This window comes from Sporosarcina sp. FSL K6-3457 (assembly GCF_038007285.1).
Lineage (GTDB): Bacteria > Bacillota > Bacilli > Bacillales_A > Planococcaceae > Sporosarcina.
This window is the reverse complement of sequence record NZ_JBBOWX010000001.1, coordinates 4,016,425-4,038,874: the sequence shown is the minus strand read 5'-3', so window position 1 is coordinate 4,038,874 and position 22,450 is coordinate 4,016,425. Positions and strand designations below refer to the sequence as shown.

Annotated in this window: 24 protein-coding genes, 1 pseudogene and 2 riboswitches; of the genes and pseudogenes, 13 read left to right on the top strand and 12 right to left on the bottom strand. The window is 41.3% G+C overall.

The window, feature by feature from the left end:
* Positions 1–11: 11 nt before the first annotated feature.
* The 3 genes from pepT to N1I80_RS19520 form a co-directional block, all read right to left on the bottom strand.
* Positions 12–1,238 carry a peptidase T gene (gene pepT, locus N1I80_RS19530; protein WP_340739499.1) on the bottom strand — a complete coding sequence of 409 codons (1,227 nt, stop codon included), beginning with the start codon at positions 1,236–1,238 and terminating at the stop codon, positions 12–14.
* 37 nt (positions 1,239–1,275) lie between these two features.
* Positions 1,276–1,938, bottom strand: coding sequence for a lysoplasmalogenase (locus N1I80_RS19525; RefSeq protein ID WP_340739498.1), 663 nt, complete (start codon positions 1,936–1,938; stop codon positions 1,276–1,278).
* A gap of 99 nt (positions 1,939–2,037) precedes the next feature.
* Positions 2,038–3,063 carry a YeiH family protein gene (locus N1I80_RS19520; protein ID WP_340740098.1) on the bottom strand — a complete coding sequence of 342 codons (1,026 nt, stop codon included), beginning with the start codon at positions 3,061–3,063 and terminating at the stop codon, positions 2,038–2,040.
* Positions 3,064–3,258: 195 nt separating this feature from the next.
* On the opposite strand from N1I80_RS19520, the gene N1I80_RS19515 reads away from it, so the two are divergent.
* A complete protein-coding gene (locus N1I80_RS19515; protein WP_340739497.1) occupies positions 3,259–4,173 on the top strand; it encodes a LysR family transcriptional regulator in 915 nt (304 codons plus the stop codon).
* A 161-nt stretch (positions 4,174–4,334) separates the two neighbouring features.
* Here N1I80_RS19515 and N1I80_RS19510 read toward each other — a convergent pair whose 3' ends face one another.
* Entirely contained in the window at positions 4,335–4,556 is a 222-nt protein-coding gene (locus N1I80_RS19510) for a DUF2187 family protein (protein WP_340739496.1), read from the bottom strand.
* A 583-nt stretch (positions 4,557–5,139) separates the two neighbouring features.
* Between N1I80_RS19510 and N1I80_RS23390 the strand changes: the two are divergent.
* A pseudogene (locus N1I80_RS23390) lies at positions 5,140–6,379 on the top strand (IS91 family transposase).
* The gene (locus N1I80_RS19495) at positions 6,354–6,605 is read left to right on the top strand and encodes a hypothetical protein (RefSeq protein WP_340736278.1); all 252 of its coding nucleotides are present in this window, start codon (positions 6,354–6,356) and stop codon (positions 6,603–6,605) included. The pseudogene N1I80_RS23390 and the gene N1I80_RS19495 overlap by 26 nt, the downstream one beginning before the upstream one ends.
* A 77-nt stretch (positions 6,606–6,682) precedes the next feature.
* Here the strand turns inward: N1I80_RS19495 and N1I80_RS19490 are convergent, their stop codons facing one another.
* Both N1I80_RS19490 and N1I80_RS19485 read right to left on the bottom strand, forming a co-directional pair.
* Positions 6,683–7,066 carry a glycerol-3-phosphate acyltransferase gene (locus N1I80_RS19490; RefSeq protein WP_340739493.1) on the bottom strand — a complete coding sequence of 128 codons (384 nt, stop codon included), beginning with the start codon at positions 7,064–7,066 and terminating at the stop codon, positions 6,683–6,685.
* Positions 7,067–7,074: 8 nt separating this feature from the next.
* A complete protein-coding gene (locus N1I80_RS19485) occupies positions 7,075–7,305 on the bottom strand; it encodes a glycerol-3-phosphate acyltransferase (RefSeq protein WP_340739492.1) in 231 nt (76 codons plus the stop codon).
* Positions 7,306–7,449: 144 nt separating this feature from the next.
* Positions 7,450–7,565, top strand: a riboswitch (SAM riboswitch).
* 132 nt (positions 7,566–7,697) lie between these two features.
* Here N1I80_RS19485 and N1I80_RS19480 point away from each other — a divergent pair.
* The 3 genes from N1I80_RS19480 to N1I80_RS19470 are packed head-to-tail and all read left to right on the top strand — an operon-like array spanning position 7,698 to position 10,878.
* Entirely contained in the window at positions 7,698–8,987 is a 1,290-nt protein-coding gene (locus N1I80_RS19480) for an O-acetylhomoserine aminocarboxypropyltransferase/cysteine synthase family protein (RefSeq protein ID WP_340739491.1), read from the top strand.
* 35 nt (positions 8,988–9,022) lie between these two features.
* Positions 9,023–9,934, top strand: a complete 912-nt coding sequence (locus tag N1I80_RS19475; protein ID WP_340739490.1) for a homoserine O-acetyltransferase family protein — start codon at positions 9,023–9,025, stop codon at positions 9,932–9,934.
* Entirely contained in the window at positions 9,892–10,878 is a 987-nt protein-coding gene (locus N1I80_RS19470; RefSeq protein WP_340739489.1) for a homoserine dehydrogenase, read from the top strand. The genes N1I80_RS19475 and N1I80_RS19470 overlap by 43 nt, the downstream gene beginning before the upstream one ends.
* A 203-nt stretch (positions 10,879–11,081) precedes the next feature.
* On the opposite strand, the gene N1I80_RS19465 is transcribed toward N1I80_RS19470, so the two are convergent.
* The 4 genes from N1I80_RS19465 to N1I80_RS19450 all read right to left on the bottom strand — a co-directional run bounded on the left by N1I80_RS19465 (position 11,082) and on the right by N1I80_RS19450 (position 14,014).
* On the bottom strand, positions 11,082–12,575 hold the full coding sequence (locus N1I80_RS19465) for a BCCT family transporter (protein WP_340739488.1): 1,494 nt from the start codon (positions 12,573–12,575) through the stop codon (positions 11,082–11,084).
* Between the two features lie 164 nt (positions 12,576–12,739).
* Positions 12,740–12,970 carry an excisionase family DNA-binding protein gene (locus N1I80_RS19460; protein ID WP_340739487.1) on the bottom strand — a complete coding sequence of 77 codons (231 nt, stop codon included), beginning with the start codon at positions 12,968–12,970 and terminating at the stop codon, positions 12,740–12,742.
* Positions 12,971–13,033: 63 nt separating this feature from the next.
* Positions 13,034–13,516: a QueT transporter family protein gene (locus N1I80_RS19455; RefSeq protein ID WP_340739486.1), complete on the bottom strand. Its 483-nt coding sequence runs from the start codon at positions 13,514–13,516 to the stop codon at positions 13,034–13,036.
* A gap of 7 nt (positions 13,517–13,523) precedes the next feature.
* A riboswitch (PreQ1 riboswitch) is annotated at positions 13,524–13,569 on the bottom strand.
* Between the two features lie 103 nt (positions 13,570–13,672).
* Positions 13,673–14,014 carry a winged helix-turn-helix transcriptional regulator gene (locus tag N1I80_RS19450; protein ID WP_340739485.1) on the bottom strand — a complete coding sequence of 114 codons (342 nt, stop codon included), beginning with the start codon at positions 14,012–14,014 and terminating at the stop codon, positions 13,673–13,675.
* 134 nt (positions 14,015–14,148) lie between these two features.
* On the opposite strand from N1I80_RS19450, the gene N1I80_RS19445 reads away from it, so the two are divergent.
* Both N1I80_RS19445 and N1I80_RS19440 read left to right on the top strand, forming a co-directional pair.
* Entirely contained in the window at positions 14,149–14,778 is a 630-nt protein-coding gene (locus N1I80_RS19445; RefSeq protein WP_340739484.1) for a nitroreductase family protein, read from the top strand.
* 169 nt (positions 14,779–14,947) lie between these two features.
* Positions 14,948–15,826: a DMT family transporter gene (locus tag N1I80_RS19440; protein WP_340739483.1), complete on the top strand. Its 879-nt coding sequence runs from the start codon at positions 14,948–14,950 to the stop codon at positions 15,824–15,826.
* A 24-nt stretch (positions 15,827–15,850) separates the two neighbouring features.
* On the opposite strand, the gene N1I80_RS19435 is transcribed toward N1I80_RS19440, so the two are convergent.
* Together N1I80_RS19435 and N1I80_RS19430 are read right to left on the bottom strand one after the other, a co-directional pair.
* On the bottom strand, positions 15,851–16,414 hold the full coding sequence (locus tag N1I80_RS19435) for a hypothetical protein (protein WP_340739482.1): 564 nt from the start codon (positions 16,412–16,414) through the stop codon (positions 15,851–15,853).
* Positions 16,407–17,315, bottom strand: a complete 909-nt coding sequence (locus tag N1I80_RS19430) for a hypothetical protein (RefSeq protein WP_340739481.1) — start codon at positions 17,313–17,315, stop codon at positions 16,407–16,409. The genes N1I80_RS19435 and N1I80_RS19430 overlap by 8 nt, the downstream gene beginning before the upstream one ends.
* Before the next feature lie 175 nt (positions 17,316–17,490).
* Here N1I80_RS19430 and N1I80_RS19425 point away from each other — a divergent pair, with 175 nt between their 5' ends.
* The 5 genes from N1I80_RS19425 (at position 17,491) to N1I80_RS19405 (ending at position 22,317) form a co-directional block, all read left to right on the top strand.
* The gene (locus N1I80_RS19425; protein ID WP_340739480.1) at positions 17,491–18,180 is read left to right on the top strand and encodes a response regulator transcription factor; all 690 of its coding nucleotides are present in this window, start codon (positions 17,491–17,493) and stop codon (positions 18,178–18,180) included.
* Positions 18,158–18,334 (top strand): hypothetical protein, encoded by a 177-nt coding sequence (locus N1I80_RS19420; RefSeq protein WP_340739479.1) that lies wholly within the window; start codon positions 18,158–18,160, stop codon positions 18,332–18,334. The genes N1I80_RS19425 and N1I80_RS19420 overlap by 23 nt, the downstream gene beginning before the upstream one ends.
* Positions 18,335–18,354: 20 nt before the next feature.
* Entirely contained in the window at positions 18,355–20,670 is a 2,316-nt protein-coding gene (locus N1I80_RS19415; protein ID WP_340739478.1) for a sensor histidine kinase, read from the top strand.
* A 179-nt stretch (positions 20,671–20,849) separates the two neighbouring features.
* Positions 20,850–22,091, top strand: coding sequence for an IS91 family transposase (locus tag N1I80_RS19410; RefSeq protein ID WP_340736277.1), 1,242 nt, complete (start codon positions 20,850–20,852; stop codon positions 22,089–22,091).
* Entirely contained in the window at positions 22,066–22,317 is a 252-nt protein-coding gene (locus N1I80_RS19405) for a hypothetical protein (protein WP_340736278.1), read from the top strand. The genes N1I80_RS19410 and N1I80_RS19405 overlap by 26 nt, the downstream gene beginning before the upstream one ends.
* Positions 22,318–22,450: the final 133 nt, after the last annotated feature.

Below are 22,450 nucleotides of genomic sequence, written 5' to 3'. Positions count from 1 at the left end.
TTTCCCCTTACTTATGCACGTTGTTCGAATAATTTCACTGCTTCAATGATCACATTCGTTGCTTTGACCATATTGTCGACGGAGATGTATTCGAACTTGCCGTGGTAGTTTTCACCGCCAGTGAAAATATTCGGCGTAGGCATGCCCATATAGGATAGCTGCGATCCATCCGTGCCCCCACGTATCGGTACGATACGTGGCTCAACATCGATATTTTTGAAAGCATCAGCCATAATATCGACAATCTCCATGACAGGCTCAATTTTTTCGCCCATATTGAAATATTGGTCTTCGATTTCAAGGGTAACAGTGTGTTCGCCGTATTCCTTTTTCAGCTTATTAGCCGTGTCAATCATCAGCTGTTTACGGGCTGCAAATGTTTCGCGGTCGAAATAACGGATAATATAGCTAAGTGTTGTTTCTTCCGTATCACCATTGACGTTCATAAGATGGACAAACCCTTTATAGTCATCTGTTTTCTCAGGAATTTCTTCCGCAGGCATGGCAGCCTGGAATTGATTGGCGATTAAGATCGAGTTGACCATTTTATCTTTGGCAGATCCAGGGTGAACACTGACGCCGTGGAAGGTTACTTTCGCACCCGCTGCATTGAAGCTCTCATACTGCAATTCACCAAGTGGGCCGCCGTCCATTGTATAGGCATATTTTGCCCCAAACTTTTCGACGTCAAATTTATGGGGTCCTCGTCCGATTTCCTCGTCTGGTGTGAAGGCAATACGTAGTTTGCCATGCTTAATGTCTGGATTGGCAATTAAATACTCCATTGCTGTTACGATTTCAGCAATCCCGGCTTTATTGTCAGCACCGAGAAGTGTTGTACCATCTGTCGTAATGAGTGTATGGCCTACATAGTTTTTCAATTCTGGGAAGTCGTTTATGGTCATAATTGTATTACTATTTAGTTGCACATCTTGGCCATTGTAATTGTCGATGCGCTGTGGCTTAACGTTTTTTCCTGTATAATCAGTCGCCGTATCGACATGTGCTAGAAATCCGATGACAGGAATGTCACGATCTGTATTGGCAGGAAGCGTCGCAAATAAATAGCCATTATCATCTAGCGTGATGTCTTCCAATCCAATAGTAGTGAGCTCTTTTTGCAATTCATGGAGTAAGTCCCATTGACCGGGTGTTGAAGGGGTTGACGAACTATTAGCATCTGATTGCGTGTCGATTTTTGCATAGCGTACAAGACGCTCGATTAATATCTCTTTCATTTTTTGAAATTCCTCCTGTAGTAAAAATCTGATACACCTATCTTATCAGATTGTTCCGGTTTACGGAATACTTTACGACCCGACTACCGATGCTCGTTGCGATGAAAGCTTGCGCGGCATAATAGGATACCATGACGAGGGCATCACGGTACGGAATCGTGTAAACAAATCGGTCAATTGCGAGAACGGAATCTGAGAAAATGAAGAGCAGTGCGCCGGTAATGGCTAGTGGCATACGTGTACGAATCGCCATCCAGCCCATTGTTGTAATGACGCAAATATAGGCAATAATGGCAATGCCAAGCACATTTTGCCCAGTTGTGAATTGTGATCCGGCCAGCCAAATAGCCATACCTACCCCGTAAAGAATAAGTAGAATGGCGGCCCAAATGGGCATAGGTTTCCGAGCCATATGACGAAATGCAACAATGTAAAAAATATGTGCGATGAAAAACGTAATGAGTCCAATCATGAACCAATAGAGGACGCCATCTGCAATCATAGAGACAAAAAGCCCCATTATAACAATCCGTTTATATGTACGTGAAAATAGCGTTCTTGTTGTCAATGCAAACAGAATGATAAGCGCCATCGGAATTAGTTTCATAAAAATCTTGAAGCCGACTGGGTCTGATGGGATGAAGAAGATATAGATAGTCCCCATAATCGTAATAGCGGCAAGTAGCAGTTTTTGAAACATTCGTGCAACCCCTTTCCCTATATCCATTCGAGAAATAGAGACGGAAATCCTTCTTTGATTATCCAGATTGGGATAAAACGGTTTGTAATCATTTCATATTCATATAATAAAATAGGCCAAAATGCTAAGGCAAATCGAACTGATTAGCATCGCAACTAAAGGCTTTAACGCTTTTGTGCGAAGATCATGTAGGCTAACATTCAGACCAAGGCCAACCATGGCAGCAGTCAAACACCATGTTGTAATCGTGGAAATACCCAATAAAAACTCTTCTGAAACCGGAATAGATTGTCCAAGGACATAGCTTCCGATAAGACTCATCAGTACGAAACCGATTAAGAACCATGGAAACTCAATTTTACTTTCTGTAGTATCATTACTATGACTTTTTCGTTTCATCCAGGACATGAAAATAAAACATAAAGGAACGAGAAGGAATACACGACCAAGTTTTGCAAGTAGGCCGATGGCGAGTGCATCCTCCCCAGCAGGCTCGGCTGCTAAGGCGACATGGGCAATTTCGTGCAAGCTTATGCCGGCCCATATACCATAATCGACGTCAGTTAATGGTAAAATGGGACGCAAAAGGGTGTAGCCGATTGCGAATATTGTACCGACCAATGCAATGATGCCGACTCCGATGGCGGTATCCTCGTCTTTCGATTTGACGATGGGAGCAATGGCTGCAATCGCGGCCGCTCCACAAATACCAGTACCAACGGCTAGTAGTAATGAGATATTTTGATCTGCCTTTAACAATTTGGCTAGCCAAATTGTTAAAAGAATTGCAAACAGGATGACACCAGCGTCACGAATGAGCAGTCCTATTCCATCGTGTAAAACCGTATCAATATTTAATTTTAAACCATATAAAATAATAGCAAAGCGTAGCAAATGTTTAGATGAAAAAGTGATTCCTGGGCGTATTATCTCAGGATAGCCTAAAAATTGCCGATAGACTACTGCCATTAAAATGGCGCAGGCCAGCTGACCGATATGATCAAATCCAGGTATTTTTACTAACAAATAACCAAGTAATGCGATAAAAAAAGTGAACGCAATTCCACCAATCCAGGCAAATGAGAAAGGTAGATCTGGCCAGTTTGTTGGTTTCACTGTTTCCATAGATGTCGTAGCATCCGTTGGGGCAATCGATTCATTTGGTTCAGTTGTCTTATGTGCTTTACTATTTTCTGACTTCATGTCCAACGCCTCCAAAATGTATTATACTTTTAACATATTCCTTGTTGGGCGATAAGTAAAATAACTATATATAATACTTATAATAAGTATTAACTTATAGAATGGAGGTGTGGTTTTATGGATCAACATTTACATGTATTTGTCACGGTTGTGGAAAAAGGGAGTTTTTCACGTGCAGCAGAGGAGTTACACATGACGCAGCCAGCGGTGAGTCAGTACATAAAATTATTAGAGCAAACATACGGGGAAACACTTCTTGAACGAAGTACCAAATTTGTGCGCTTGAATAAAGCGGGAGAGATTGTTTATTATCATGCGAAAGAAATAGTAGGACTTTATACAAAAATGCAAAGTTTAATGGATGACCTGTCCAATCGGGCAAGTGGGCCGCTATCGATAGGGGCAAGCTATACGTTTGGGGAATATGTTCTGCCTCACTTTATAGCTAAATTACTTGAAGAGTTTCCGCTTATAAAACCTCGTATTGTCATTGGCAATACGAAGGAAATTGCAAAATTAGTTGTTGGGCATCAGTTGGATGTCGGCATTATCGAGGGAGATTTCAAAAATACACATCTTTCTATCGATGCATTTGCGGAGGATACGATGTTTATCGTAGCCCCATACCATCACCGTTTGGCAAGACAGGACCATGAGGTGGAAGTGTCCGATCTTGAAAAAGAAACGTGGATTGTTCGTGAGTTGGGATCTGGAACAAGAGAAGCCACGGAAAGAATCTTTCGCTCGTTAAACATTGATCCCCAAAATGTAATGGAATTTGGCAGCACCCAACTGATAAAAGAATCGGTAGAGTCAGGCCTTGGTATTACATTTTTGTCCGATTTGGCTGTCCGTCAAGAAATTTCAAGAGGCTTATTGAAAATTGTACCAGTAAAAGATACGCCGTATAAACGAAAGTTCTCAATTATTTTAAGGACTTCATTTAAAACAAAAGCATTAAAGGTGTTCATTGACCTATTGAAAGAACACGATACGTCGTTAACGACGGTAATGAAAAGAAAGGAAAGCTAGGATTTTCACTTTAAGTTGAGTGAATAGAACATTATAGGCTCTAATTCCCCATTAATTTATCCAAAGTCTAAATAAGTTGCAGGGAGGGCACTAATTTATAGTAAGAACGGTATAGAAAAAAGGCATCCCACTTTTTTAGCGGATGCCTTTTCATGTATTGATTAAACGATAGAATAGTTTTTATGTGCAACAACAGTAAGATTGGACGCGGCACCAATGAGCTCAGCATCCTTCGAAGAAATCTCAACAATCACAGAGTTCTCGAGAATTTTGAAAATAGTACCATTTACTTCATGGTCATTACGGACAAACGAAATCTTTTCATCGATTTTGCGCGCTGCGACAAAATCCGATACATCTTTTTCCTTACGTGGAAAAGCCATTCGAATTCCCCCTAGTGTTTATTTTCATCTTTGCCCTTTATCAATTACGCCTTCGCGTAATTGCGTCCGAATTTTGAATCGAGTAAGCTCGATTAATTCCTTTCAAAATCCATGACATCCGCCGGAGGCATTATCTGGAATCAGATAAAGTAAAAAATGCTTAGGCCAAATCCTAAGCGGGGCATACAAGATGAAACACAACTCAACGAAAATGATAGATCTCAAGTTGTCTACTAACCTAGTGTACCATATTTTGACGAAATTTGCAGGAACGCCGATTCGAATGGACTTTCTTGTAGCTTAGGAAATTATAAAATTCTCATACTGTGGATAAGTCGGAATAGGGTGATTTCTCGTCTAGGCTCCAGCGCCTAGCCCCTCGAGTCGCTTCGGTCTTGCTAGTTAAGGCAAAGGGCGCCTTTACTTTCAAGCCCTCCAGCAGGGAAGGATTGAAGTTCATCCTTCCTACTTGTCGGGGCTGAACAGGCGCTTGCGCTTTTGTTCTTGTCTAGGAAATTATAAAGTTCTCGACTTGTGGATAACTGTTCGATAAACTGTTCGTATAACGATAGGAGGATGGAATATGGGCCGAGATAATGAAGGAGTCATCAAGAAAATATTGAAAGATCATTTCGTGGGATTTTGGTATTTACACGAGCACTTATTTCCGGAATCTTATCGAGAGGATATCAAGGAAACAGTTCTAAAAACAATCAAATGCGGGTCTTCTGATTTGGGGTATGCTAAATATGAATGTTTAGGATGCGAAGGGAACCCAAGGCCTGTATTCGTTTGTTTCACATGTAAAAGTCGTTTTTGTAATAAGTGCGGGAAAAAATATACGGATGATTGGTCCGATAAACAGCAGGAACTGATATTGAATGTTCCACATCGTCATATGGTTTTTACAGTTCCACAGGAACTTAGAAACATCTTTTTTCAAGATCGTAAAAGTTGAATGAACTGAGTCAACAGGTAGCTCAGGTTTTTCAATTTTATTACCAACGGAAAAGTAAGAAGCGTCAGTTACAAACAGGTATTATTACGGTAATCCATACCTTTGGTAGGGATTTGAAATTCAATCCTCATATACATGCTTTAGTGACAGAAGGTGCAATTGATAATCGGAACGAATGGAGTCCAAGCGAATATATTCCGTATGAATACTTGAGGAAATCTTGGCAGAAAGTACTTCTTGATTTGGTGAAAAAGTGGTTTTCTGATGATCAAAGAGCACAGGATTTAGTAAATGACTTGTACAGTCGTTATCCGAAGGGCTTTTATGTAAATGCGGAAAAGAAAATGCAAAATGCAAAAGGAGCTGCCAAATACATCGGTAGATACTTGGCTAGACCTGCAATTGCTGAATATCGCATAGAAGAATATGACGGTAAGATGGTCACGTATTGGTATGAGGATCACAAAACAGGAAAAAGAGTAGATGTGAAACAGTCTGCGTATAGATTTCTATATAATATTTTACAGCACATCCCACCCAAACACTTTAGAATGGTGGGTCGTTTTGGGTTGTATAGCAGAACGAAACATAAAAAGGCAAAACAAGTTTTGACCCTTTATGCGTTCATGCGCACAAGACAATTATCATTACTGTTGGAGAGGAAACAAAAAAGAAAACGTATCGACAGCGTATGATTGAGGCCTTTAATCGTGATCCTTTCCTGTGCCCACATTGCCATCGTGAGATGGATTTAGTGGAAATCTGGCATGCTGACTATGGATTTTTGTATCATTACATGGAGGGGATGGAGATTATCAAAATACGAGGAGAATCAGCAAATGACAGGAAACAAAGAACGGGATGAATTGAGCAAAGAATTTCTACAATCATTACAGGAAGATGATCCATTTGGTTTAAACGAAGAAATGGAGACAGTATTATTTGAGTGTGTGGATTGTCGTGAAGAAGACGATGTTCCTGATTTTGTTGTACAAGATTTTCAAGTGGAATTAAAGAAGGACGAAGAAGTTGAGATGGAATGTCCTTTTTGTGGTGGAACCATGCGGAGGGCGAAGAAAAGTCCCAAGTGAATTGTTTACACTTGGGACGTGGACAGAGGCGCTTTAGCGCTTTTGTTCTACTAGAAATGAAAGCGTAGGTCTTGATATTATTTCTTTTTTAAAACTGCTAAGACACGCTTCTCACTGCCTTCTTTTATTCTCTGGAAATTTTCAACATGCTTCCATACGGCTAGCACGAACAATATAATTGCAATTACAATTGGCCAGTAGCCTTCTGTCCATAGAGCGAGCGCGATGAGTGTCACATATAACATCAATACACCAAACACCAGAAAATCTGTCACAAGCGCAACGACAACTAACAATGCAAATCCAATGAGACCGAAGCGCCAATCGAGTGCAAGTAGCACACCGATAACCGTCGCAGTTCCCTTGCCGCCATTGAACTGCATGTAAAACGGGAAGTTATGTCCGAGGACGGTTGCAGCGCTTGCCGAGAATAGTAGTAGTGAGACATCATCCGCCGGCAATCCTGCATTTACTGAAAAAAGTGTACAAGCAGTACAGCCAGTGCACCTTTTCCAATATCAATCGCCGCAACAAGTGCGCCAAACTTTTTCCCTAAGACAATTGTAGCATTCGAAGCACCGGCATTTTTAACCCCAGTTTCTTTTAAATTAACCCCTGAAATCTTCTGCGCTATAACCGAACCATGTAAGCATCCGATGGCATACCCCGAAAGGAGCACGCCTATAACCCACAACCACATACTAATTCCCCCAAAATAGTGATTCATCTAGTATAACATCATAGAGTAAATCTAGAATTCTGAAAAAACTTTCAATAAACACTTGACATTGTATTAAGAATTCACCTATACTACTTCTCAAGATGGAAAACTAAATCAATCAAACTCTTATCAAGAGCGGCGGAGGGACTAGGCCCTGCGATGCCCGGCAACCGGCAAGTGATTAACTTGCACAGGTGCTACTTCCTACAGATTCGTGTAAACGGTCTGAAAGATAAGAGGAGGAATAAGCGAAAGCGTAACCCTCTTCTTAGCGTTAAGCGAAGGGGGTTATTTTTTATTCCTAATGTATCCCCGACGCCTCCGCGCATATCCAAAAATATCCATCTAGAAAACTACTGGAGGTAATGACAATGACAAAACTTCAACCCGAAACACTTCTTCTACACGGTGGCCAAGAGCCGGATCCAGTAACAGGATCACGTGCGGTGCCGATTCACAGAACAACCTCTTTCGTATTTCGTGACACGGAGCATGCACAAAATTTATTTGCTTTGAAAGAGTCAGGCAATATTTATACACGAATTATGAATCCCACGGTCGATGTATTTGAAAAGCGTGTAGCTTTACTAGAAGGTGGAACGGCGGCAGTTGCATTATCTTCAGGAATGGCGGCTATTGCATTTTCGATTTTAAATATCGCAGGTGCTGGGGATGAAATCGTAGCTGCAAGTAATTTGTATGGTGGTACTTACAATTTATTCGCGGTATCGCTACCACGCTATGGTATCAATGTGAAATTTGTGGATGCGACGGACCCTGAAAACTTCCGTGCAGCCATTACAGATAAAACAAAAGCGATTTTCGCTGAAACAATTGGTAACCCAAGCCTTCATGTGCTCGATATTGAAGCAGTGGCAAACATCGCGCACGACAATGGGCTTCCACTCCTTATCGATAATACATTCCCATCGCCGTACGGTTCGAACCCTATTGAATTTGGCGCGGACGTTGTCATTCACTCCGCAACAAAATGGATTGGCGGACATGGGACGTCCATCGGTGGTGTTGCTGTCGATGCTGGTAAATTCGACTGGACACAAGGAAGATTTCCTGGTTTCACTGAGCCAGATGAAACGTATCATGGAATTCGGTATGGTATTGATGCGGCAGGTGCAGCATTTGCAACGAAACTACGTGTTCAAGCACTACGTGACTTTGGTCCATGCTTGAGTCCTGACAATGCATTCGCTTTCCTACAAGGACTTGAAACATTACATTTACGTGTGGAAAAACATAATGCCAATGCGCTTAAAGTGGCAGATTACTTGAAGCAACATCCGTCAGTGGAGTGGGTAACGTACACGGGTCAGGAAGACCATCCATCAGCTGATAATGCGAAAAAATATTTGAAAAACGGATTTGGGTCGATTATCGTCTTCGGTATTAAAGGTGGACGCGAAGCGGGTCGTAATTTGATAGATAATGTTAACATTTGGTCGCATGTTGCCAACGTTGGGGATGCAAAGTCACTTATTATTCACCCAGCTTCAACAACGCATCAGCAGTTATCGGCAGAAGGACTTGAAAAAGCGGGCGTCAAAGAAGAATTGATTCGCCTATCAGTTGGACTGGAAGCGGTAGAAGATATTATCGCGGACCTTGCACAGGCTATTGATAAGGCTGTTCCAGTTAAAGCATAAAAGATATTCGATAAAAAAGAGGGAGCGTGACGAGCATGGGGACAGGAATTGTGAACATTGGGAGCTTACGATTGGAGTCTGGCATTATGTTGGAGAATGTCCAGCTAGCCTATGAAAGAATAGGCAGACCAGAGGCACAAACTGTCCTTGTTTGCCACGCATTAACAGGGAGTCACGAAACCGTTGGGACAGATAAAAATCCGGGCTGGTGGAGTGGTCTTGTAGGCCGAGGGAAAAGTATCGATACGAATCAATTCACGGTCATCTCTTTCAATGTTTTAGGGGGATGTGATGGATCGACGGGTCCGTTATCTATTAATCCATCTACGGGTGAGCCTTATGACGATTCATTTCCAGAAATAACAATTCGTGATATGGTGCATGCGGAGCGTAAAGCGTTAACAGCGTTAGGTATTGATCGACTGCGTGTAGTGATCGGTGCTTCGCTCGGAGGCATGCGGGTACTGGAATGGGGTATCCTCTATGCTGAGGATATGGATGTACTCGTACCGATCGCAGTTACGCCGACATTGAGTGCATATGGGGTTGGTTTGCATGCAATCGGCAATGATGCTGGCTTTAGCAACGATACGTATACAGGACCTATAGTAGTCAAACACTTTGATCCGAATAGTTATTACACACTACTCGGAGCTATGAATACCCATGATATCGGTCGTGGACGGGGAGGCATTGAAAGAGCCTCTCGTCAACTATCAGCAAAAGTGGTGACACTCGCATTTACGCATGATCTGATTTATCCGTCGGAAGAGATTCAGGCGTTTGCACATCTTGTTGAGAATGCAAGCTATATTCTTATTAATACAGAATATGGGCACAATGGATTTTTAACGGAATTCGACAAATGGGGACTTATTATTAAGCAATTCATGGAGGTGGCGGTATGCCGTCAATCAAAGTCGCTATACTCGGTTTCGGCACAGTAGGCGAAGGGATTTTCAGGATTCTGAATGAACGAAAAGATGATATTAAGCAAGAAACAGGTCATACAATTGATATCGTATCGATTCTTGTGCGTGATACGGCAAAAGAGTACCTAGCGACACCAGGAACAAAAATCACAAATGACATCCAAGAAATTTTGTCGAATCCAGATATCGACGTCATTTTTGAAGCCATTGTCGGAGAAGAACCAGCTTATAGCTATCTACGAGAAGCAATTGAAAAAGGGTGTCATGTCATCACGGCGAATAAAACGATGTTTGCCAAACATGGACCAGCATTAGTAAAGCATGCGGAAGCCCATGGTGTTCAAGCGCGCTATGAAGCGACGACAGCGGGTGGAGTACCAATTATCCGGACGATTACGGGCTTGTTGCCGGCAGATCGTGTGCGACGTATTCGAGGAATTTTGAATGGTACATCGAATTTTATCCTGACGAAAATGCGGGAGGAGGAAATTCCATTTAAAGCCGCATTGCATGAAGCGCAACAATTAGGCTACGCAGAAGCAGATCCGTCAGATGATGTAAGTGGAATGGATGCATTCCGAAAACTAATGATTTTAAGTGCATTAGCATTTGGACGTCAACCAGATTGGCAAGACGTTCCGATTGTTGGTATTGATGGGGTAACGATTGAGGGTGTGCAGGATGCATCGAAGGGGAGATTACATTATCGTCATGTTGCTGATATTTCGGTGGATGAAGACGGAGTGTTGCGTGGTAGCGTAGGCCCTGTACTCATTGGTGCTGACCATCCACTATATGGTGTTGATGGCGTGGACAATGCCGTTATTGTAGACACAGATCACCTTGGCTCATTGACACTCATCGGTCCTGGTGCTGGTATGTATCCAACGGGCAGTGCTATGGTTGGTGACTTTTTGCAGATTATTGGCAAGCGTGAATCGATCGTTGTGACAGGTTGAGCGAAGGATACCTTATTTTAGTCAATGAGGTATCTTTTTTTGTGGTAGTAAAGTCATGATTCGCCAATAATTTGGTGTTGAGCGCTAATAAGTTGCCCACTAATGTCAATAAACCATGGATGAGCGCCAATATACTTATGAACAACCGCCAATATCAAGAAAAGGCTCCTTCATTTTATTCAATGAATGAGCCTTTTCTTATGTTATTTTTTTGATTTTATTAACTTCAATTCTGCCTTTAACGCCTTGAGCAATGACGCAATCATCAACAGCATGACAAACGAAAACGGCAGTGCTGCAATGATAATGGTGTTTTGTAAGGCTGTCAGTCCATTGACGGACAACAGAATGAAGGCGATTGTCGATTGGATGGTGCCCCAAGTAAGTTTGACGTTATTTGGCGGCGTCAACGAACCGTTTGTCGACTGCATGCCGAGAACGAATGTCGCGGAATCGGCTGATGTGATGAAGAACGAAGCGATTAAGAAAATCGCTAAAACTGATATGAAGAGCGACATCGGCATCACATTGAACATTTCGAAAATCGTCAACTCTGTCGAAGGAATTGTTAAATCGACGAGTCCTTTTTTCTGAATATCGATTGCGGTTGTACCAAATGCCGAAAACCAGAACGTCCCGAGTAATGTAGGTGCAACAAGTACGCCAACCATGAACTCTCGAATGGTACGTCCTTTTGAAATACGGGCGATAAACATACTGACGAAAGGTGCCCATGAAATCCACCATGCCCAATAGAAAATTGTCCAACTATCGAGCCATTGCCGATTATCTGGATTCAATGGTGCTGTCCCAAAACTCATCGGAATTAGGTTGGCGATATAGCCACCAAGTGAGTCAGTGAACATATTGAAAATGAGTAATGTAGGCCCCAAAATGATAATCAGCCCAAGTAGAATAAAGGCCAGTATTAAGTTCGCGTTTGACAAGTACTTGATACCTTTACTCAGGCCAGACCACGCAGACGCAACGAATAAAACCGTCACAACTGCAATGATAACGAACTGCGATTTAATGCCAATCGTCACGTCAAATAAATAGTGAAGGCCTGCATTAATTTGAACAGCACCGAAGCCGAGAGTCGTGGCGACTCCAAACGATGTCGCGAAAACGGCAAGTACATCGATGAAAATGCCCCAAGGACCTTCCATCTTTTTACCGAATATCGGCTTCAATGTTGCTGAAATTAATCCCGGTTCTCCTTTACGGAACTGGAAGAAGGCGAGTGATAAGGCAATAACTCCATACATAGCCCATACATGGAATCCCCAGTGGAAGAAAGACTGGCGCAAAGCTTCTTTGAAAGCGGCATCCGTATTAGGATCTTCCGTCGCTGGACTGATAGCAAAATGTGATAATGGTTCAGCGGCACTGTAAAAGACAACCCCGATTCCCATTCCGGCTGAAAATAGCATGGCAATCCATGTAACGGTTGAAAATTGTGGTCGATCGGTATCCTTGCCAAGTCGAATATTGCCATATGGACTAAAGACAAAGTAGACGCTAAGTATAGCCATGAATGACATGAGTAACATATAGTACCAACCAAAACGTGATGCAACGAAGTTTTTGGCGTGTTCTGTGATAGCTCCGAAGCTTTCAGGTGATAATGCGCCATAGATGACAACGGCGATAATCAACCCGATTGCGATAAAAAAGACATTTGAAATTTTCTTCATATTTCCCCCTTAAATTGCTCATCATTTAGAAACAATTTTCAACTATACTAGTAAAGTGACATGAAAGCAACCATTTGGTAAAAATAGATTGCTCTTAAAAACGTTAAATTATACTGATATAAGTAGAAAGTCGGCTAAAGATATTTGTATCTTTAGCCGGCTTGTCAGTCTTCATCTTTGATATCGCGATCGGGCGGAAGTGGTTCGTTGCGCCAGTCATCAATTTGTTGTTTTAAAGCTTCGAGCTGCTCGAAATAGAGAGTGAATTGTGCTTTATTAATGAGAAATTGTTCGCCATCGTGGACGGAGCGAATACGCCCTTCCAATACATACTTTTGGACTTGTCCAATAGGCATCCCTAAGTGTTCAGCCGCTTCTTCGATTGTGATGTACATAAAATCCTCCTTAAAAAATCCCCTCTACTTCAAGTGTGAACAGTGAAATAGAGGGGATTCATATTAGATGAGTTTTTCAAAGTTAAGTCGTTTATTCAACGCAAGCATAATCGGAATTCCGACTGCCATAACGACAAATTCCCCTGCTGCAACGGTTAACCATGTGAGTAGAAATGGTAATTCTAGGGCAAGATTTAATTCTAATGCGATGATACACATTAAAAATGTGAACACGACTGTATTGAATAACATCCGTTTTAAAATTCCGCTAATAAATTTTGCAGAGAAAATCGTAATCGACAGTGCGATGAGCGATTGAGCTACTCCGAAAACCAAGTCGTATAATCCGAGTGGTGAAAATAAATTTGCTACAAAAACACCTAGTACAATAGCGAATATGAATTTCTTATTAAAAACAACGAGATGGTTGAACATCTCTGAAATACGGAATTGCACATTTGTGAATCCGAATGGTGCCACTAGTAAAGTGACAGCAACATACAAAGCAGCGATAATCCCGCTTGTTGCCAACGTTTTAACTTTCATTATTTACTTCCTCCTAGTTTTTTTACGTGGGATGGTTGATGAACCACGTGGCGAAAAGCCTGCACAACAGTTTATCATAGTCTATTTGCTTTGTATATGCATGGAGGAATGAAAGAAAATTTATATATCTAAGCTGTTCTATAGATTGTATCTAACTTACCTTTTTACAAGGTTTGTTCGTTGTTCTGACCAGTCCCGAATTGCGATAATAACATCCTTTAAGGCCATGCCACTTTGTGTTAGTTCATATTCAACTTTCTTAGCGGAGGAGTCAAGATGTTTTTTGGTAACAAGGCCTTCTTTAACTAATTCATTCAGTCGTTCAGTCAATAGTCTATCTGAAATCCCTGGAATACTCTCGCCGATTTCATAAAATCGTTTTGGTCCCGACATCAATGTATAAATAATGATCCCTGTCCATCTTTTGCCGATAAATTCAATCGTATCATGGAAATTGCTACAGATATGTGGTGTTGTACAGTTATAGGGTTGATCCACTTGTCAAACCTCCATTCTATTTCCTCTTGCATTCATCTTATCATGAATCATTAGTGTTGACAGCTATAACTTACTAATGGTAAGTTATAGCTGTAGACTTACTATTAGTAAGTTATTGAGTAGGAGGAACTAATATGACGACAACAGTGGATTCAAGTTTATATAGTGTTATGAAGGCAAGAAAATCGGTGAGGGTATTCGATCCGAATACTACGATCCCAAAAGAGGAAATCACAGAAATGTTAGAGCTTGCGACAATCGCTCCATCATCAAGTAACCTCCAATCTTGGCGTTTTTTAGTGATTCAAGATACAGAAGTAAAGAAGGAGCTGAAAACAATCGCTAACAATCAAGTCCAAGCGGAAGAAGCATCTGCTGTGATTGCGATTTTGGGAGATGTCGATGCTTATAAGAAAGTGGAACAAATCTATACACAAAACGTTGCAGAAGGACATATGGATGAGTCGATTAAAGATCGTACTGTCGCGAGTACATATGCAGTCTATCCAAATGCTCCAGTAGAAGCAAGAATGAATATAGCTTCTTTCGATGCGGGACTTGTTTCTATGCAATTAATGTTGGTTGCGAAAGAAAAAGGTTATGATACTGTAACGATGGGCGGTTTCGATAAGGTGAAATTCGCTGAGAGATTCGACCTTCCAGAGAATGTATTCCCGATTGTGCTAATCGCATTAGGGAAAGCCGCAGCTCCCGCATATGGCTCTTCTCGCTTACCGTTAAATGAGATCGCAGATTTTATCTAAGAAAATAGGGAAAATTCTTGCCCGAGATGCTAACTGCATTTCGGGCTTTTATGTAGCTATTGATATAAATAATTTATGCAAATCTATTACGTGCCCCTCGCTTCATTGCCACCATGTCCATTTAGTCAATGTATATGGTATCTTCTATATAAAGAAAAGGGGGATTTCTGTGTCACAACGTATTTCATATTTACTTGTCCTGTTTGGGGCAATTTTTTGGGGGACAACAGGTACTGCGCAGACGTTCATGCCACAAACGATTCACCCGTTGGCGGTGGGGGCGTCAAGACTTGCAGTGGGCGGATTTTCATTACTCATCATTTTACTTGTCCTGCGTAAAATCAATTTCCGAAATTGGCCGTGGAAATCTACATTATATGCTGCTATTTCGATGGCAGTTTTCCAGTACTTATTCTTTTCATCGGTTAGATTAACCGGCGTGGCAATTGGAACAGTTGTCACCATCGGGAGTGCGCCTGTGTTTTCGGGCATTATTGAATGGTTATTAGTAAAACGTCGTCCAACACGAGTGTGGATGATAGCAACAGCACTTGCCATTATCGGCTGTGCACTGCTCTTTCTAAATAAAGAGGGCATCGTCGTCAATCCAATTGGTATCGCTATGTCATTGGGAGCAGGATTGTTGTTTGCATTTTATACTCTTGTCAATAAAGAGGTACTTGCTAAGGTAGATACAGTACCCGCTGTTGCGGTAATCTTTTCGGTGAGTGCAATGATGCTGCTACCATTTTTGTTTTTATTCGAAACAGAAGGTTTGCTGACAGGTCGTGGGATTTCGGTCGTGTTATATCTGGGGATTGCGACGACGAGTGTTGCGTATATTTTATTCTCCGTAGGGTTGAAAAGAATTCCGTCGTCATCAGCGGTCACACTGTCACTTGCTGAGCCGCTTACTGCTGCCGTTTTAAGCGTGCTTGTAGTGGGGGAGCAGTTGAATATGACGTCTTGGATGGGTGTTGCGCTGCTGCTTGGTGGAATACTTGTTTTAACATTGGGCGGGAGAAAGAAAAACAGGCAGGGAGCATAATTAGCTTCCTGTCTGTTTTGACGTTCAAATTAAATAGTCATGAGCATGAGTTATTCGAGTCGGTTCCTCACGCCGAATAGCTCCTAGCAGCATAAGAAAACCAATATCGATAATAAAGGCGCCGATGGCAAGGGCGACGACAAAAGTAGCCCAAGGATATTCGGGCATGTTCATAGAGAAAGACATGAGTAAAAGTGATGCTAGATGGATAACGATATAAAACGTATAGACATTTTTCGTTCGCTGTATGAGTCTTTGATTACCATAATCCGCGACAATACTTTTTAGAACATCAAATAAAAAATAAGCAACAATTAATTTGAGGAAAAATAGCGCTGTCGAATAGATTTCCCACATGCCGAGATACGGTGCTGATAGATCAATGAAAACAGCTGGAATCGTAATGACTACACCAATCATCGCTACAATTCTTGCTTTTTTAGCCTGTGGATATTGCTTGAGCAGGAGCAAACAACCTGCTGAAATGAATAGATAGCCGAGAGGATCCGCGAGCCAATCAATGCCAATTTGAATGCGGAAAAAGATGAAAAGATATCCCCAGAATAGATATCGCAATGCTTTATTCATCAGTATCCCCCCTTGTTTTCGCCTCAATAAGTTCAGCTACATCCTGTTTTTCTAAATAAGGCTGTGTGATGATGCCAGACGTTGTAGTGAAGTCTGTTCCTGATTCGGTTGTGCCAGAGATATAGATAGTTACATTCAAAACTTTTGTTGACGTTGTAGGGAGCTTACTGTGAATACTAATCCTATCATTTTCTTTTAAATGGAAAGGAAATATAACATTTTCCAAGTCGGTCCCAGGTAAGTCGTTCCACTCGCTATCCATCAAATCAGAAAATGCTGCTTCCGTTGCTTTTGATTTCAATTGACCTTTCAATGTATGCAGCTTAATGGAGAGGTCGTCCTGTAAGTCATCTTGGAATGAGTATTCAACCGCTTCGATTGTCAATGGTTCAAGCGTGCGATAGTAGTTTTGTCCGGTGTTATCGCTACTACTTCCACTACTTGTGTGTTCAAGGGGTCTTGTATCTATAGTCGATGGGTGAGTCATGATGCGTCCGATAGGAGCGGTGACGACTCTACCGTCTGAAAACACGACATCCATTTCTGTAAATGAATCCTCCAATCGATCTCCATAAGGATTATAAAATTCTACGTTGACACTTCGTAACACATAATGATTGAACGTCTGACGATTATCAATTCGATCAACCCCATTCCAACCATAAGACTGTTCTGTTGGATAGGCTCTACTATCGCCAGCATTCATAGAAACGATAGAGGATGTATCATTTTTGTTCGTTAAATAGTAAAACGTCATATAGTAATGATCTTGATAGACCATATCTATATAGTGATCTAAGAAGATGGGTTCATCGAGCTGTTTTGAGTAAGCGTACATAGAATTCACAACCCAACTGACGCCAATCAAACCGAGCGCCACCCAGAAAAAACGTCCTTTCACAAGATATTCCTCCTTCCATTCTTTCAAGTATATCAAGTGGATAATAATTCCTCTACCTTGATTATTTGGATTGAAAATACCATCTTAAGAATTTCTTCATAATTCCAGTTGGTGAATGTTAAGATTTGGTCGTTACAATTGGTATCATAGAGTGACAAAAAGTGAGGTGCGGATGATGGCGAAGTTCAAAGTACTTGTGGCGGATGACGATCAGGATATCCGTGATGGGATTGAAATTTATTTGAAAAATGAAGGCTATGACGTACTAAAGGCCGCAGATGGACTAGAGGCTCTTGAATTATTAGAGGCGAATGAGGTCCATCTGCTCATTCTCGATATTATGATGCCGAATATGGACGGTATTACGGCGACATTCAAAATTCGGGAAGCGCGCAATATCCCGATTATTATGCTGAGCGCCAAGGCGGAGGATTCTGATAAGATTCACGGTTTGTCTGTCGGTGCGGATGATTATGTGACGAAGCCATTCCACCCGATGGAGTTAATGGCGCGAGTCAAATCGCAACTACGACGCTACGTTCAGTTAGGTACATATGATGGGCAGAAAATCGTTGAAATCGATGGACTCGTGTTGGATGAAGACGCGAAGGAAATTACCCTCGATGGTAATCCGGTAAAGCTGACACCGATTGAATTCAAAATTACAGAATTACTCATGAAAAATGTGGGACGCGTATTCTCCATTAATGAAATCTATGAGCGTGTTTGGAATGAGGAAGCATACAATGCGGAAAATATTGTCGCAGTCCATATTCGTAAAATTCGTGAGAAGATTGAAGCAGATCCAAAAAATCCAAGGTACGTAAAGGTGGTGTGGGGCATTGGCTACAAAATCGAAAAGTGATTACGCGTTTTTGGGGTCAATCGTTGCACTTATCATTGCGGCGCTTAGTATTGGCTATTGCTTTTCCCACATCATCGACTTGGTCGGGAATGGTGTAGAACGTTCGAGTCGAGCAGTCGCTTATCTCGCGCGGCTGATGAAGGGAAGTGTGTGATGGTGAGGAAGAATTACAGGTTGAAAATAATTATCTGGACTGCATTAGTTGCTGTATTTTTAATGGCATTATTATCATTTGTTGAAGAGAGCCCCCGATATATTGGGAAGGATTATGTTGAAGTAAACGATTTCAAATGGGAAATGTGGCGCTTTTACGAAAATATAGGGGCAGCCGTTTTAAATCCTCCTGATATAGAAGCTGAGAAAAAACGAATTACGGTGACGCGGTCTGAAATTGAAGAGCATCGTACGTATTACGGTACACTTTCCGAGCAGGTTGGCAATATTGAAGAGCAATATGTAGAACGAATTGCTGATGCGGAAGCTGGGAAGAGTGAGAAACTGAAAGCGAACTTAATAGCAGAACGTGATGCGAAAATCGAGGATATTCGAAAAAACTTTGAATCGGATGCACATGTCGAGGCAAAGGTCCGTGCGAGTAAAGAGAAACAGTTGGAGGAAGAGCTGCAGCAATATATTCAAAATGCTAGGGAAAGGCTTACTTTCCCTGTGAGTTATGAACTAACGGACATAGAAACAGGAGAAACGTTTACATCAGGAAATGTCGATGCAGCAGCCTACTATAAAAAGATTTTCAATGCGAAGGAAGGCTATTTACGGGCAGAGACAAATTGGGAAAGTAACTATAATATTGATTATTATCCGCCAGAGGATTATAGGAGTAGTACTTCAGTGTTTTTGGACAGAGTTGCGACTGAGGTGACTAGCTCAACTGGGGAAGTTATTGAAGCTGTCCCGGAGCATAATCAGCCGGAAACAGAGACTGACTTGGCTGTCTCTAAGCATAAGGAAAATACTGCTTCGAATTCTAATCAGCCACAAGCGGTGAAAAATTTTGAAGGAACAGTCGTCGTGCCAAAAGATGTATTAATGGAAAGTTCACTGGGGAATGATATCACCCGATATAACAAAGAAAAGCTGGCCCTTTATATTTTCTGGGGGCTAGGGATACTGTCCTTAATAGTCTTGTTGGCAGCTATACGTTTTAAAAAAGAATGGGTGACAATGAGCCGTTTTACAACGCGTTATGACCAGCTAAAGTTGGATTTAAAGGCTGCTTTATTAATTATTTCAGGTGGCATCGTTTTGATGTTTGTGTTCAGCCTGCCTTACCGATATATAAGGCTTGTTGTTCAGTATAATATCGAATATGGAGTCCTGTTAGTTGGTATGTTTAGCATATTCCTATGCTTTTTATGGGTAAGCGTATTTCAACTCGTTCTCCTGATTGAAACGGTGAAGATGGAAGGTAAGTTGGAACAGGAAATTAAGGACAGTTATAGTGCGAAGTTCGTACTAGCCATGCAAGGGATGTTTTTGAATCGCAAGATTGGTACGCAAATGTTCATCCTACTCATTGGCTTTTTCCTTGCAGGAATTGGGTTCGTCACTATATTTATCGATCCAATCTTTATTATTATGTATACAGTATGTGTTCTGTTCCTAGGCTTGCCGGTACTTTATATTTTTGTGAGAAGGGCAGCCTACTTGAATCATATTATGGCGGCGACAGAAGCAATGGCAGATGGCCGATTACACAAAGAAATTGAGATTGAGGGGAAATCCCCATTGGCGAAGCATGCGAAGAATTTGAATAATCTTCGTGAGGGTGTCCGTGATTCAATGAGTGAACAGGCGAAAAGTGAACGCTTGAAAACGGAATTGATCACCAATGTGAGTCATGATTTACGAACACCGTTGACGTCAATTATTACGTACACAGATTTATTGAAAAATGAAGATCTGACAGTAGAAGAACGTACAAAATATGTTGATGTGTTGGATAAAAAATCACAGCGTTTGAAGACGTTAATTGAGGATTTATTCGAAGTGTCGAAAATGGCGAGTGGCAATTTGGAGTTGCAAAGGCAGCGTGTGGATCTGGCACAATTATTGCAACAAGCTCTTGCGGAGCATGAAGAAGAAATTTCGAAAATTGGATTGGATTTCAGGGTGACTATGCCTGATTCGGAGCTTTTAGCGTATGTGGATGGTAAACGCTGGTGGCGTGTACTGGATAACTTAATTGTCAACGCCATTAAGTACACATTGCCAGGTACACGCGTCTACATTACGCTGCGAAAAGTGGAAGGTCGTGCGGAATTCGTTGTGAAAAATGTGACGAAGTATGAGCTTGGTGAAAATACCGATGAGTTATTTGAACGCTTCAAACGGGCGGATACATCGCGTCATACAGATGGCTCGGGGCTCGGCCTTGCTATCGCACAATCCATCGTCGATTTGCATAATGGGAATATGACAATCGAAGTGGATGGAGATTTGTTTAAAGTGACGGTCAGCGTGGTGGCTTGATAAAAGTGGTATACTTAGCCCAGAATTTTGATTGCTGGAGTCGTAACAATAAGCTATATACATTGTCCATTGATAAATGGCATTGTGTATAGCTTTGTTCTTGTCTAGGAAATTATAAAGTTCTCGACTTGTGGATAACTGTTCGATAAACTGTTCGTATAACGATAGGAGGATGGAATATGGGCCGAGATAATGAAGGAGTCATCAAGAAAATATTGAAAGATCATTTCGTGGGATTTTGGTATTTACACGAGCACTTATTTCCGGAATCTTATCGAGAGGATATCAAGGAAACAGTTCTAAAAACAATCAAATGCGGGTCTTCTGATTTGGGGTATGCTAAATATGAATGTTTAGGATGCGAAGGGAACCCAAGGCCTGTATTCGTTTGTTTCACATGTAAAAGTCGTTTTTGTAATAAGTGCGGGAAAAAATATACGGATGATTGGTCCGATAAACAGCAGGAACTGATATTGAATGTTCCACATCGTCATATGGTTTTTACAGTTCCACAGGAACTTAGAAACATCTTTTTTCAAGATCGTAAAAAGTTGAATGAACTGAGTCAACAGGTAGCTCAGGTTTTTCAATTTTATTACCAACGGAAAAGTAAGAAGCGTCAGTTACAAACAGGTATTATTACGGTAATCCATACCTTTGGTAGGGATTTGAAATTCAATCCTCATATACATGCTTTAGTGACAGAAGGTGCAATTGATAATCGGAACGAATGGAGTCCAAGCGAATATATTCCGTATGAATACTTGAGGAAATCTTGGCAGAAAGTACTTCTTGATTTGGTGAAAAAGTGGTTTTCTGATGATCAAAGAGCACAGGATTTAGTAAATGACTTGTACAGTCGTTATCCGAAGGGCTTTTATGTAAATGCGGAAAAGAAAATGCAAAATGCAAAAGGAGCTGCCAAATACATCGGTAGATACTTGGCTAGACCTGCAATTGCTGAATATCGCATAGAAGAATATGACGGTAAGATGGTCACGTATTGGTATGAGGATCACAAAACAGGAAAAAGAGTAGATGTGAAACAGTCTGCGTATAGATTTCTATATAATATTTTACAGCACATCCCACCCAAACACTTTAGAATGGTGGGTCGTTTTGGGTTGTATAGCAGAACGAAACATAAAAAGGCAAAACAAGTTTTGACCCTTTATGCGTTCATGCGCACAAGACAATTATCATTACTGTTGGAGAGGAAACAAAAAAAGAAAACGTATCGACAGCGTATGATTGAGGCCTTTAATCGTGATCCTTTCCTGTGCCCACATTGCCATCGTGAGATGGATTTAGTGGAAATCTGGCATGCTGACTATGGATTTTTGTATCATTACATGGAGGGGATGGAGATTATCAAAATACGAGGAGAATCAGCAAATGACAGGAAACAAAGAACGGGATGAATTGAGCAAAGAATTTCTACAATCATTACAGGAAGATGATCCATTTGGTTTAAACGAAGAAATGGAGACAGTATTATTTGAGTGTGTGGATTGTCGTGAAGAAGACGATGTTCCTGATTTTGTTGTACAAGATTTTCAAGTGGAATTAAAGAAGGACGAAGAAGTTGAGATGGAATGTCCTTTTTGTGGTGGAACCATGCGGAGGGCGAAGAAAAGTCCCAAGTGAATTGTTTACACTTGGGACGTGGACAGAGGCGCTTTAGCGCTTTTGTTCTTTTTAATCGTGAATTTTTAGCTCTGCTGACAGGAGTCCTTTGGTGAGAGTCATCTTATAACAATCTCTAAACAGTTCCTATGTG

What these genes read in the sequence shown, in the direction of transcription:
- pepT (WP_340739499.1), bottom strand. Translation starts at nt 1,238, where the DNA reads ATGAAAGAGATATTAATCGAGCGTCTTGTACGCTATGCAAAAATCGAC.
- N1I80_RS19525 (WP_340739498.1), bottom strand. Translation starts at nt 1,938, where the DNA reads ATGTTTCAAAAACTGCTACTTGCCGCTATTACGATTATGGGGACTATC.
- N1I80_RS19520 (WP_340740098.1), bottom strand. Translation starts at nt 3,063, where the DNA reads ATGGAAACAGTGAAACCAACAAACTGGCCAGATCTACCTTTCTCATTT.
- N1I80_RS19515 (WP_340739497.1), top strand. Translation starts at nt 3,259, where the DNA reads ATGGATCAACATTTACATGTATTTGTCACGGTTGTGGAAAAAGGGAGT.
- N1I80_RS19510 (WP_340739496.1), bottom strand. Translation starts at nt 4,556, where the DNA reads ATGGCTTTTCCACGTAAGGAAAAAGATGTATCGGATTTTGTCGCAGCG.
- N1I80_RS19495 (WP_340736278.1), top strand. Translation starts at nt 6,354, where the DNA reads ATGACAGGAAACAAAGAACGGGATGAATTGAGCAAAGAATTTCTACAA.
- N1I80_RS19485 (WP_340739492.1), bottom strand. Translation starts at nt 7,305, where the DNA reads ATGTGGTTGTGGGTTATAGGCGTGCTCCTTTCGGGGTATGCCATCGGA.
- N1I80_RS19480 (WP_340739491.1), top strand. Translation starts at nt 7,698, where the DNA reads ATGACAAAACTTCAACCCGAAACACTTCTTCTACACGGTGGCCAAGAG.
- N1I80_RS19475 (WP_340739490.1), top strand. Translation starts at nt 9,023, where the DNA reads ATGGGGACAGGAATTGTGAACATTGGGAGCTTACGATTGGAGTCTGGC.
- N1I80_RS19470 (WP_340739489.1), top strand. Translation starts at nt 9,892, where the DNA reads ATGCCGTCAATCAAAGTCGCTATACTCGGTTTCGGCACAGTAGGCGAA.
- N1I80_RS19465 (WP_340739488.1), bottom strand. Translation starts at nt 12,575, where the DNA reads ATGAAGAAAATTTCAAATGTCTTTTTTATCGCAATCGGGTTGATTATC.
- N1I80_RS19460 (WP_340739487.1), bottom strand. Translation starts at nt 12,970, where the DNA reads ATGTACATCACAATCGAAGAAGCGGCTGAACACTTAGGGATGCCTATT.
- N1I80_RS19455 (WP_340739486.1), bottom strand. Translation starts at nt 13,516, where the DNA reads ATGAAAGTTAAAACGTTGGCAACAAGCGGGATTATCGCTGCTTTGTAT.
- N1I80_RS19445 (WP_340739484.1), top strand. Translation starts at nt 14,149, where the DNA reads ATGACGACAACAGTGGATTCAAGTTTATATAGTGTTATGAAGGCAAGA.
- N1I80_RS19435 (WP_340739482.1), bottom strand. Translation starts at nt 16,414, where the DNA reads ATGAATAAAGCATTGCGATATCTATTCTGGGGATATCTTTTCATCTTT.
- N1I80_RS19425 (WP_340739480.1), top strand. Translation starts at nt 17,491, where the DNA reads ATGGCGAAGTTCAAAGTACTTGTGGCGGATGACGATCAGGATATCCGT.
- N1I80_RS19410 (WP_340736277.1), top strand. Translation starts at nt 20,850, where the DNA reads ATGGGCCGAGATAATGAAGGAGTCATCAAGAAAATATTGAAAGATCAT.
- N1I80_RS19405 (WP_340736278.1), top strand. Translation starts at nt 22,066, where the DNA reads ATGACAGGAAACAAAGAACGGGATGAATTGAGCAAAGAATTTCTACAA.